Origin of the sequence: Paenibacillus sp. 23TSA30-6, from assembly GCF_014858585.1 — a bacterium.
In the GTDB taxonomy this organism is placed as follows: Bacteria; Bacillota; Bacilli; order Paenibacillales; family Paenibacillaceae; genus Paenibacillus.
On sequence record NZ_SLTL01000031.1, the window covers coordinates 48,933 to 60,389 of the forward strand.

15 protein-coding genes are annotated in these 11,457 nt (G+C 46.3%); 14 read left to right on the top strand and 1 reads right to left on the bottom strand.

Annotated features, from left to right (window positions below):
* Nucleotides 1-6 precede the first annotated feature (6 nt).
* From E0698_RS22200 to rpsI, 10 genes are all read left to right on the top strand, one after another.
* On the top strand, nucleotides 7-315 hold the full coding sequence (locus E0698_RS22200) for a KOW domain-containing RNA-binding protein (protein WP_134912322.1): 309 nt from the start codon (nucleotides 7-9) through the stop codon (nucleotides 313-315).
* A gap of 2 nt (nucleotides 316-317) precedes the next feature.
* Complete coding sequence (gene infA, locus E0698_RS22205; protein ID WP_006212898.1) at nucleotides 318-533, top strand: translation initiation factor IF-1; 216 nt, start codon at nucleotides 318-320, stop codon at nucleotides 531-533.
* 118 nt (nucleotides 534-651) lie between these two features.
* Nucleotides 652-765, top strand: coding sequence for a 50S ribosomal protein L36 (gene rpmJ, locus E0698_RS22210; protein ID WP_003333770.1), 114 nt, complete (start codon nucleotides 652-654; stop codon nucleotides 763-765).
* Between the two features lie 21 nt (nucleotides 766-786).
* Complete coding sequence (gene rpsM / locus E0698_RS22215; RefSeq protein WP_007432560.1) at nucleotides 787-1,155, top strand: 30S ribosomal protein S13; 369 nt, start codon at nucleotides 787-789, stop codon at nucleotides 1,153-1,155.
* A 19-nt stretch (nucleotides 1,156-1,174) separates the two neighbouring features.
* Nucleotides 1,175-1,570, top strand: coding sequence for a 30S ribosomal protein S11 (rpsK, locus tag E0698_RS22220; protein ID WP_013312144.1), 396 nt, complete (start codon nucleotides 1,175-1,177; stop codon nucleotides 1,568-1,570).
* Between the two features lie 135 nt (nucleotides 1,571-1,705).
* Nucleotides 1,706-2,650, top strand: coding sequence for a DNA-directed RNA polymerase subunit alpha (locus E0698_RS22225; RefSeq protein ID WP_014278300.1), 945 nt, complete (start codon nucleotides 1,706-1,708; stop codon nucleotides 2,648-2,650).
* Between the two features lie 34 nt (nucleotides 2,651-2,684).
* A complete protein-coding gene (rplQ, locus tag E0698_RS22230; RefSeq protein WP_013312143.1) occupies nucleotides 2,685-3,050 on the top strand; it encodes a 50S ribosomal protein L17 in 366 nt (121 codons plus the stop codon).
* Between the two features lie 150 nt (nucleotides 3,051-3,200).
* Nucleotides 3,201-3,986, top strand: coding sequence for a tRNA pseudouridine(38-40) synthase TruA (gene truA / locus E0698_RS22235; RefSeq protein ID WP_192512919.1), 786 nt, complete (start codon nucleotides 3,201-3,203; stop codon nucleotides 3,984-3,986).
* A gap of 183 nt (nucleotides 3,987-4,169) precedes the next feature.
* Nucleotides 4,170-4,607 (top strand): 50S ribosomal protein L13, encoded by a 438-nt coding sequence (gene rplM / locus E0698_RS22240; protein ID WP_014278298.1) that lies wholly within the window; start codon nucleotides 4,170-4,172, stop codon nucleotides 4,605-4,607.
* Nucleotides 4,608-4,627: 20 nt separating this feature from the next.
* On the top strand, nucleotides 4,628-5,020 hold the full coding sequence (gene rpsI / locus E0698_RS22245; protein WP_134912326.1) for a 30S ribosomal protein S9: 393 nt from the start codon (nucleotides 4,628-4,630) through the stop codon (nucleotides 5,018-5,020).
* 365 nt (nucleotides 5,021-5,385) lie between these two features.
* On the opposite strand, the gene E0698_RS22250 is transcribed toward rpsI, so the two are convergent.
* Nucleotides 5,386-7,086, bottom strand: a complete 1,701-nt coding sequence (locus E0698_RS22250; protein WP_192512920.1) for an NAD-dependent malic enzyme — start codon at nucleotides 7,084-7,086, stop codon at nucleotides 5,386-5,388.
* Between the two features lie 311 nt (nucleotides 7,087-7,397).
* On the opposite strand from E0698_RS22250, the gene E0698_RS22255 reads away from it, so the two are divergent.
* The 4 genes from E0698_RS22255 (at nucleotide 7,398) to E0698_RS22270 (ending at nucleotide 11,324) form a co-directional block, all read left to right on the top strand.
* Nucleotides 7,398-8,090, top strand: coding sequence for a phosphoadenylyl-sulfate reductase (locus E0698_RS22255; RefSeq protein WP_192512921.1), 693 nt, complete (start codon nucleotides 7,398-7,400; stop codon nucleotides 8,088-8,090).
* A 51-nt stretch (nucleotides 8,091-8,141) separates the two neighbouring features.
* Nucleotides 8,142-9,311 carry a sulfate adenylyltransferase gene (gene sat, locus E0698_RS22260; RefSeq protein WP_192512922.1) on the top strand — a complete coding sequence of 390 codons (1,170 nt, stop codon included), beginning with the start codon at nucleotides 8,142-8,144 and terminating at the stop codon, nucleotides 9,309-9,311.
* A gap of 69 nt (nucleotides 9,312-9,380) precedes the next feature.
* The gene (cwlD, locus tag E0698_RS22265; RefSeq protein ID WP_192512923.1) at nucleotides 9,381-10,157 is read left to right on the top strand and encodes an N-acetylmuramoyl-L-alanine amidase CwlD; all 777 of its coding nucleotides are present in this window, start codon (nucleotides 9,381-9,383) and stop codon (nucleotides 10,155-10,157) included.
* A gap of 60 nt (nucleotides 10,158-10,217) precedes the next feature.
* Nucleotides 10,218-11,324 carry an Mrp/NBP35 family ATP-binding protein gene (locus E0698_RS22270; RefSeq protein WP_192512924.1) on the top strand — a complete coding sequence of 369 codons (1,107 nt, stop codon included), beginning with the start codon at nucleotides 10,218-10,220 and terminating at the stop codon, nucleotides 11,322-11,324.
* Nucleotides 11,325-11,457 lie beyond the last annotated feature (133 nt).

Below are 11,457 nucleotides of genomic sequence, written 5' to 3' on the forward strand. Positions count from 1 at the left end.
ATTTGAATGATTCAGCAAGGAAACCTGCAAATCGGTCAGCTGGTGAAGATTCTGAAAGGCAGAGATGTCGGACAGATTGCGGTTGTCGTTTCTATAGCGGACAGCAGGTTTGTATATATTGCGGATGGGGACAAACGAAAGTTTGATCAGTCGAAGAAGAAAAACGTTCTTCATCTGATGCCTCAGCCCAAGATTAGTAGCGAGGTTGTAAACAGTTTAAACGAAAGCGGTCGGGTGACAAATGGAAAGCTGCGTCATGCAGTGAAAACTTTCTTGGAGTCGTCCGAATACCAAGCTGAAGAGAAAGGAGACTGACTTTGGCCAAAGAAGATGTCATTGAGGTTGAAGGTACGGTAATCGAGCCACTGCCGAACGCTACGTTCAAGGTAGAGCTGGAGAACGGTCATCAAATTCTTGCACATGTTTCCGGAAAACTGCGGATGCACTTTATCCGTATTTTGACAGGCGACAAGGTGGTTGTACAGTTATCGCCTTACGATTTAACTAAAGGCCGTATTACGTACCGCAAGTAATTCATGCAGGTTTAATTAAACGTACGTCATTTAAAAAAAACTTGTTTTGCTCGGCAAAACGATGTGAATGTTCACGAAGCGAGTTTTACCAGGGTAAAGCTTGGAGGAGGTAATCAACATGAAGGTAAGACCTTCTGTAAAACCTATTTGCGAGAAATGCAAAGTCATTCGCCGTAAAGGGAATGTAATGGTTATTTGCGAAAATCCGAAACACAAACAAAAACAAGGTTAATAGAAGGGGGTGTAGCGTAAAATGGCTCGTATAGCTGGTGTGGATTTGCCACGTGACAAACGCGTTGAGATCGCCTTGACTTACATTTTCGGAATCGGTAAAACGACTTCTCAGAAAATTTTGAAGGAAACAGGCATCAGTGCAAACACGCGTGTTCGTGATTTGACTGAAGATGAAGTGAGCAAATTACGTGAAACGATCGACAAAGAAGTTAAAGTAGAAGGCGATCTGCGTCGTGAAATTTCCTTAAATATTAAACGTCTGACTGAGATTGGCTGCTACCGTGGTGTTCGTCACCGTCGTGGATTGCCTGTTCGCGGACAACGTACCAAAACTAATGCTCGTACCCGTAAAGGTCCTCGTCGGACTGTAGCGAACAAAAAGAAATAAGAAGGGAGGATAACATTCAATGGCTAAACCGAAAAAAGTTGTACGTACAAAACGCCGTGACCGTAAAAATATCGAGACTGGCGTGGCACACATCCGTTCCACGTTCAACAACACGATCGTTACGATCACAGATCCACACGGTAACGCAATCTCTTGGGCCAGCTCAGGCGGCATGGGATTCCGTGGTTCCCGTAAATCTACTCCATTCGCAGCTCAAATGGCCGCAGAAACTGCTGCTAAAGCTGCAATGGAACACGGCATGAAGACTGTCGAAGTCATGGTTAAAGGACCAGGCGCAGGACGCGAAGCAGCAATCCGCTCTTTGCAAGCAGCTGGACTGGAAGTTAACCTGATTAAAGACGTAACTCCGGTACCTCATAACGGATGCCGTCCTCCAAAACGTCGTCGCGTCTAATGAGATTTCTCCTCTGCGTGTAGTATAAATCCGGCGAAAACTGCCAAGAATGGATGTTTAGGCATACTGCATGATAGACTATGGATAAGGTGAATGTTTCATATAGGAGCGACGTTTTGAAGGAGGGATATTGCAGTGATAGAAATCGAAAAGCCGAAAATTGAGACGGTAGACGTCAATGATGATGGCACCTATGGAAAATTCGTAGTAGAACCGCTGGAACGCGGGTACGGTACGACGCTAGGAAACTCGCTTCGCCGTATTCTGTTATCCTCATTACCGGGGGCAGCAGTCACATCGGTTCAGATCGATGGAGTTTTGCACGAATTTGCAACGGTTCCCGGTGTGAAGGAAGACGTAACGGAGATCATACTGAACCTGAAAGCTTTATCGCTTAAAATCCACTCGGATGAAGAGAAGGTACTCGAAATCGATGCGGAAGGCGAAGGAGTTGTAACGGCAGGAGATATCCGTGCGGACAGTGATGTGGAAATTCTTAATCCGGATCTTCACATTGCTACGCTCGGACCGGGTTCGAGACTTCACATGCGTATTTTCGCCAATCGTGGTCGCGGTTACGTTAAGCAGGATCGGAATAAACGTGATGACCAGCCGATCGGCGTCATTCCCGTCGACTCCATCTACACTCCGATTTCACGCGTGAACTATGGCATAGAAAATACGCGTGTCGGCCAGGTTACGAATTATGACAAGCTGACACTTGAGGTTTGGACTGACGGAAGTATCCGCCCTGAGGAAGCAGTAAGCCTTGGAGCAAAAATTTTGACCGAGCATGTGATGTTGTTCGTGGGTCTAACCGACGAAGCAAAAGATGCGGAAATTATGGTCGAAAAAGAAGAAGACAAGAAAGAAAAAGTTCTTGAAATGACGATCGAAGAGCTGGATCTCTCCGTCCGTTCCTATAACTGCCTTAAGCGCGCTGGTATCAATACGGTACAAGAACTCACTACTAAATCTGAAGAAGATATGATGAAGGTCCGCAACCTGGGCCGCAAATCTTTGGAAGAGGTACAAGAGAAGCTCGAGGAACTTGGTTTAGGACTTCGTACGGAAGAATAGTACAGCAACGTTTTTGTGAAGGAGGGGAAACTACATGGCATACCAAAAATTGGGCCGTAACTCGAGTGCCCGTAAAGCTTTGTTTCGTGATTTGGTAACCGATTTGTTCTTGTACGAGCGTATCCAAACTACTGAGGCTAAAGCGAAAGAAGTTCGTTCTATTGCTGAAAAACTGATCACCAAAGCGAAAAAAGGAGATCTGCACGCACGCCGTCAAGTGGCTGCGTTCGTTCGCCGTGAAACTTTGGATGGTGAGCAGGATGCAATCCAAAAGCTGTTTAGCGAATTGGCTACACGTTACACCGAGCGTCCAGGTGGATACACTCGTATCCTGAAATTGGGACCTCGTCGTGGCGATGCCGCTCCAATGGTATATCTGGAACTGGTTGACCGCGCGTAAACAGGCGAAGATGAGGGAAGGGTGGACAGAATCAGCTTGATTCTGAACAACCCTTTTTTTCTCTTGGAGGAGTCCTTGAGGGGCTTCTCCTTTGTTATGTACGGTTATTCCTTATAAGGCCAGTGAATACCCCGCAAAGGTGTGAGAGACATGCGGAACTTGTGCATGAAGGTGAACTATGACGGAACCCGCTATGATGGCTTTCAGACGCAGCCCAGTGGTAATACCATTCAGGACTATCTTGAAAATGCTATTTACTCATTGACGGGCGAACGTCTTAAAATCACAGGCTCAGGCCGCACAGACGCAGGTGTACATGCATATGGACAGGTATTCAATTTTCATACTGAATCACCGATCCCGATACAGCGCTGGTGTCTGGCACTCAATGCCTGGCTGCCTCGTGATATCATCGTTACGGATGCGAAAGAGGTGCCGTTGTCCTTTCATGCACGCCGTATGGCGAAGCGGAAGACGTATCGGTACAGCATTAATGCGAACCGATTTCCGGACATCTTTCACCGTCGTACACAGGCACATCACCCGACGAGTTTGGATATACGAGCGATGGAGGAAGGGCTGGCCCATTTGATCGGCACTTTTGACTATACATCGTTCGCATCCCGACGTTCCCAGAAAACGAACCATGTCCGTACAATTTACGAAGCCTACATGACGGTAGACCATTCCTTTTCACGTCCGGGTTCGGATGATCAGGGAATTATTCATATGTATATTACTGGCAGCGGTTTTTTGCAGCACATGGTTCGGATCATTATGGGGACTTTGCTGGAAGTGGGAGAAGGCAAAAAATCGGCGGATGATATTCCTTCCATTTTGGAGGCTAAAAATCGCTCAAAGGCCGGTCCTACGGCTGTTGGACATGCTTTAACCCTCTGGAATGTGGAGTACGACGAAAACATCAAAAAACATTGATTTTACCCTTGCAGAATTGATGGTTATCCTGTAATATAAAAGTTGTGTTTTCTTAATGGCTTTCCCACAGCCCCAATTAAGACGATCACTTTCAAACAACATCTAATCCATCAATAATGCAGCAACTTAACGAACGAAGATAAATGATGATTTCTGTTAACGAACTTAAGGAGGAAACTTTTCATGCGTACTACGTATATGGCGAAGCCAAATGAAGTTGAGCGCAACTGGCACATCATTGATGCCGAAGGCAAAACGCTCGGCCGTCTGGCAAGCGAAGCGGCTGCGTTGATTCGCGGCAAACACAAGCCACAGTTTACACCACATGTGGACACAGGTGATTTTGTTGTTGTAATCAATGCGGAGAAAATCGTATTGACTGGTAAGAAAATGGAGAAGAAGAAATACTACCGTCACTCCCTGCATCCGGGTGGTCTGAAAGTAACGGTTGCACAAGACATGGTTAAGAACAAACCTGAGCGTATGCTGGAATTGGCTGTTCACGGTATGCTTCCTAAAACTCGTCAAGGCGAGAAAATGAAGCTGAGACTTAAAGCTTACAAAGGCGCAGAGCATCCACATGCAGCACAAAAACCTGAAGTTTACGAACTTCGCGGATAATTAAAAGGGAGGACAGTTTCATGGCACAAGTACAATACTATGGGACAGGTCGTCGTAAACATTCGGTAGCTCGTGTTCGTCTCGTACCGGGTGAAGGACGCATTGTCATCAACAAGCGTGACATTAATGAATATTTCGGTTTGGAAACACTCAAACTGATCGTAAAACAACCATTGAACCTGACTGAAACAGTAACTAACTATGACGTACTCGTTATTACTCATGGTGGTGGTATTTCTGGTCAAGCCGGCGCAATTCGCCACGGTATTTCCCGTGCTCTGCTGAAAGCAGATCCAGAATTCCGTCCAGCTTTGAAAAAAGCAGGCTTCTTGACTCGTGATCCACGTATGAAAGAACGTAAAAAATACGGCCTCAAAGCCGCTCGTCGTGCACCACAGTTCTCGAAACGTTAATATTTCGAATACAGAAGAACCTTTTCCTTATGGAAAGGGTTCTTTTTTTGCTGCTATGAATATTTTTTGAAAATATCCACATGTGGATAAGTGCTACAGCTATCCTGACTAGAATATTTGATTTATCCTCAACCCAGCGAGTAACCAGATAGCAAAGTGTAGGAATGAACTATAGAGCCATATGGATACAAAATAACTGCCTTGATTGCAACGAACACTCGAAGTTGTCCACGTTGTGATCAAAGGCAGTTATGTTATGCACAATCGTATTTGTTTATTTCAAATTCAGTTTATCCCGTTGTGTTCATAACCTGTGACTAAATATGATACGAAGTAAATACTCAACATACTTCCGTACAATCGCCTTAGCTCAGCGCAGTTACACGTTGATAGTTCGGTTTCCACATGAGTTCACGAAGCGACTGCTCAATATGATCTGGTTTGACACTGGCTGTGCCGTCTTGTATAGCTGTTTTGGCCACGGCTAAGGCTACAGCAAAGGATACCTCTTTCAGCTTGTTTACACTGGGTAAAAGGGCGCTTCCCGGCTTAGTGCTGTCCACCATCTCAGCCACAGCATTTGCAGCGGCGGTAAACATGCCTTCGGTGATCGTCTTGGCCTGTACTGCAATCGCGCCAAGCCCCAATCCAGGGAACACAAATGCATTGTTCGATTGTCCAATCTCATAAACCGTCCCTTCATAGGTGACAGGCTCAAAGGGGCTTCCAGTAGCGATAAGCGCCCTACCTTGTGTCCAGCGGATCAGTTCCTCTGGAATTGCCTCTGCGAGCGCTGTAGGGTTAGACATAGGCATAATGATAGGCCGTTCAACGTGGTTAGCCATTTCTTTTATAATTTTCTCTGAGAAAGCCCCCTGGACACCTGAGGTGCCGATCAGTATAGTAGGCTTAATCTGACGAATGACCTCAAGCAGAGTAATTTTACCGTCATCGGACCGTGCCCATGAACGTACTTCGTCTTCGGAACGTAGATAGGGCTTTTGAAAATCGAATATATTCTCCATCCCCTCGGTTAACAGCCCTCGGTAATCATAAGTCCAAAAACGTTGGCTGCTTTCCTTCTCAGATAGTCCTTGCTTCATCATAGCATCTCGAATCTGGTCGGCATTTCCAATCCCTGCAGCACCGGGGCCAAAAATAAGAATACGTTGCTTCTGCAGCGGAATTCCCGTCACCTTTAACGCCGAAATAACAGCTGCTAATGTAACCGCACCCGTTCCTTGTATGTCATCATTAAACGTGAGAATATGTTCTCCGTACTTTTCCATAATATTACGGGCATTAACATTACCCATATCTTCCCAATGAAGAAGTGCCTTCGGGAACTGTCCCAATGTTTGCTGTACAAACGCATCAATAAAACGGTCATACTGCTCTCCACGCACCCGCTGTTGTCGATTACCGATGTAGAGAGGGTCTTGTAGCAGTTTTTCATTGTTCGTCCCAACATCTAAAACGATAGGTAGCACACGCCCCGGATTAATACCAGCTGCCGCTGTATACACCGCTAACTTACCTATGGCGATGTTAATGCCTCCCACACCCCAATCCCCGATACCGAGTATGCTTTCGGAGTCAGTAACCACGATTAAGTCTACATCGTCAGCGCTCAATTGCGTGTTGGCAAAAGCCTGTGCGATGCCGTCCACATTATTAATGGAAAGATATACCCCACCGGGACGATGATACTCATGGCTGTATTCCTGAATAGCTTGACCTACGGTTGGTGTATAGACAATCGGAAGCATTTCGCTCAGGTGATCCGTAAGGAGACGATAGTATAAGACCACATTCCGATTATACAAGTCATTCAACGAAGCATTCTTACGCAGCGTGGTTGGTTGAGCGAGAAACTGCTTGTACGCACGTTCGGCCTGCTCTTCCAAGGTCAGGACCGTCGGAGGCAGTATACCTTCAAGCCCCAACTCCTTCCGTTCATTCGGTGTAAAGGCGACACCCTTGTTTAAAAGCGGATTGGCGAGTACATCTTTTCCTTTAAGCGGAGTAGCGAGCGAACCGTCTTTGTTGACGTAAAAAGCTTCCATTCAAGCGAACCTTCTTTCTATGGCTGATTACTTTTAGTTACCAAGTAACTTTAGGATGATTTCCAAATGTATTGTATAAGAATATTTTATATAAAGTCAATGAACTTGGTCGGATACGGAGGATAGGGTTATAGAATGCTTGCAGGGCAACGATTCTACATTTTTAGGGCCAAAGATTGTATGCATAAGGACACAATCCCTTGGATTGACAATGCACATGAAAGTTTTATACTTTATTTATTCTTATTAGTTTAGTCGGTATTGGAATGCTGGAATTTACTTATGAATCTTCATATGGAGGCGCATTGAAAATGAACTTGTTGGAGAAAGAAGAGTTGATCAAAGTCAAGGCAATTGAGCTGGAAGAGGCTACGCCTGAGGAAATTATTCAGTATGCTGTTCATACGTTTCCGAATCTTACCTTTGCTTGTAGCTTTGGGGCGGAGGATGTAGTGCTTGTAGATATGCTGCAAAAAATTAGTCCCTCCAGTGATATTTTTTATTTGGACACTGACTTTCATTTTCAAGAAACGTACGATACGCGTGATCAGATGAAGGAAAAATACAACATGGATTTTGTGCGGGTATCTCCCTTAATTACTCCGGAAGAGCAAGCGGCCAAGCATGGAGAAGAGCTTTGGAAATCAGATCCCAACACATGCTGTGGTATACGTAAAGTAGAGCCGCTAACACGTATTTTATCGCAATACGATGCATGGATTACCGGGATCCGCCGAGATCAGGCTCCTACCCGTGCAAATGCAAAAAAGATAGAATATGACGAAAAATTCGGTCTCGTTAAATTCAACCCGTTGGCGAGTTGGACATCAGAAGACGTGTGGAACTATATTCATACACATAAAGTGCTGTATAATCCGCTACATGATCGTAACTATCCCAGCATCGGTTGTGAGCAATGTACGCGTGAAGTCCTTACAGGCGAAGATCCTCGTGCTGGTCGCTGGTCAGGCAGTGAGAAAACGGAATGTGGACTCCATCAATAACGATAAACAAGTAGCTGTCAATCTCATTTATGAACAGAAAGGAAGTGCATTATGGCTGCAATTCTTCCGCATGGTGGAACGCTTGTCGATAGAATCATTACAGGCCCAGAGCAAAAAACACTTTTGCAGGCCGCCCGTGAATTGTTTCCTATCCGTGTAAACTCGTGGACTATTTCCGATCTGGATTTGATTGGAGTGGGGGCATTTTCTCCGCTGACAGGGTTTATGAACGAAGCCGACTATCGGTCGGTGGTAGCGGATATGCGTCTTGCCGATGGTACAGTCTGGAGTATCCCTATTACGCTTGCGGTTACGGAGATCATAGCCGGGGAACTTACATTGGGTCAACAGGTCGCTTTAGTGGGTGAAACGGACGGTACCATATATGCTGTACTTGATATTGAGAGTATATATCAGGTTGATCAGGCAGAGGAGGCCAGACGTGTATTCAAGACAAATGATCCGGCGCATCCTGGCGTTAAAAAACTTTTGGAGCGACCAGCTACTTATGTAGGGGGATCTGTGCAGGTGCTGAATCGGCCAGAAGCCGCGCAATTTGGTGAGTTTTATTACACACCGGCGCAGACACGCAATCATTTTGCTGAAAAAGGCTGGAAAACAGTAGTCGGATTCCAAACACGTAATCCCGTACACCGGGCGCATGAGTACATCCAAAAAAGCGCGATGGAGATTGTCGATGCGTTATTTCTGAATCCGCTCGTGGGTGAAACCAAGTCAGATGACGTTCCGGCAGATGTGCGTATGAAGAGCTATCTGGTGCTGCTGGACAACTATTATCCGGCTGACCGTACCTTTTTGGGCGTGTTTCCTGCTGCTATGCGATATGCTGGCCCGAGAGAGGCTATTTTTCATGCCATTGTACGGAAGAACTACGGGTGTACCCATTTTATTGTAGGAAGGGACCATGCGGGTGTAGGAGACTACTACGGTACGTACGAAGCTCAGGATATTTTCAAAAACTTCACACCTGAGGAACTGGAGATTACCCCGTTGTTCTTCGAACACAGCTTTTATTGTACCCGATGTGGAAATATGGCCTCTAGCAAAACTTGCCCTCATCCCAAGGAACATCATTTGACGCTTTCAGGCACCAAAGTGCGGGAATTGTTACGTTCAGGGGTTTGCCCGCCACCTGAATTTACACGACCGGAAGTCGCCCAAGTGTTGATTGAAGGTATGAAAGAATTTGTTCATTCCTGAGTTGTACTATTTACACGCCTCGTCCCATATAGATCATTAGTATCTGTATAGGGACGGAGGCGTTTTGTTATGCAAAAAAACAATCGTAAACACGAGGTTACACTGTGGATTCGCTATCGGACGCTGAAAAAAATACTGCTGGGCTGCTGTCTCGCCGTTCTGTTTATCATGCTGGCTTTATATGAGATACCTGCTTCGAAAGCCTGGACCCATTGGAGTCTTCCACTTAACGGTAAAGTAATTGCCATAGATGCAGGACATGGAGGACCAGATGGGGGGGCTGTCAGCAAGGAAGGCGTCATTGAGAAGGACATTAATCTGGCGATTGCCTTTTATTTGCGAGATTATTTGCAGCAAGCAGGGGCCGTTGTCGTCATGACCCGGGAGGCTGACCGTGATTTGGCGCAGATAGAAACCAAGGGCTATGCTAAAAGAAAAACGGAGGATCTGAAGCAGCGTGTACGCATGATTGAGGAGCATAAAGCGGATCTCTTTTTAAGTATTCACATGAACAGCATCCCGTCGAGCCGCTGGAGTGGAGCCCAAACCTTTTACGTCCCTAATCATGCGGATAACGAAAATTTGGCCTCCCTCATTCAGGAGGAGATTAAACGCAACCTGGAGAACACAGACAGAGTGGCCAAGACGGTGAACACGGTATATTTACTCAAGGCTCTCAAAATGCCATCAGCTCTCGTAGAAGTCGGCTTTTTGTCCCATCCGGAGGAAGCCAGACGACTGAGTGATGAAACCTATCAGAGACAGGTGGCAGCAGCGATTTATAAGGGAGTGCTGCGTTATAGCGCTGGGGAAAAGGGAGTCTCGTCAGCACCTGAGGTCAGATAGTGGTATACTGTAAGTGTTTACAACTACGTAAATTCACTGAAGCAGAGGTGCTGATTATTCATGCAATCCAGAGAGCAAGTTATAGAGTTACTTCAACAGGTACGAGAGCCTCATACAGGTCATCGTTTGGTCGATCTTCATTTTATTCGGGATGTTGTTATTAAAGAGGATCGTGTATCCTTGACCGCGATTAGTCTGAATCCGGAGGAAGGAGCACGGGCAGAGCTGGAGCGGGAAATCAGGCAGACGTTGGAAGAAGCGGGGCTGAACCATATTCATATTCGTATTCGTGAAGCGTCTGAGCATGAAAGATCCGCCATTCAGACGGGAGAGAATGCGGAGGAAGCGGCTGACCCGGTTTTGACCAAGGGACATGCTGCTGGTATGGAAGAACATGAGCTGCTGAATCCGGCATCTGGCGTACGGTTTATCGCCATTGCCAGCGGAAAAGGCGGTGTCGGAAAATCGACGGTGGCTGTAAATCTAGCGGCTGCCTTGGCTAGACAGGACAAACGTGTAGGTTTGATTGATGCGGACATTTATGGATTTAGCGTACCGGATATGATCGGGGTCGAGGACGTTCCTACCGTAGAAGATGGTATTATTCAACCGGTGGAGCGATTCGGTATCAAGATTATGTCTATGGGCTTTTTTGTCAGGGAGAACAACCCCGTGATCTGGAGAGGACCCATGCTGGGAAGAATGCTCAGACAGTTTTTTAGCGATGTGGAATGGGGCAAGCTGGACTATATGATTCTTGATTTACCGCCGGGAACCGGGGATGTAGCGCTTGATGTACACCAGATGATCCCGCAGAGTGAAGAAATCATTGTGACTACTCCTCATGCAACCGCAGCCTTTGTGGCCGCCCGTGCAGGAGCAATGGCGCTCCAAACGGATCATAAGGTCATTGGCGTTGTGGAAAACATGTCCTATTATGTATCTTCTACTGGAGAGAAGGACTATGTTTTCGGCCGTGGGGGTGGGGCTATGCTGGCGGACACTCTTCATACAAAGCTGCTGGCGCAAATACCACTGGGTATTCCGGATAATCATCCGGCAGAGGCGGATTTTTCACCATCTGTATATAAATCCGAATCGGCAACGGGAGCGATCTACAACGACATCGCCACTCAAATTACGACGTTGCACGCCGAATCTGAATAAGAAAAAAAGGCTGGTTCCTGAACCAGCCTCAGGCTGTCGAGAAAGTCTCGATAGCTTTTTTATGTTGATTTTGTTTAAGACGACACCGCGTTAATGTTGTATAATATAGGTAACTATTGTATAGAACGGACGG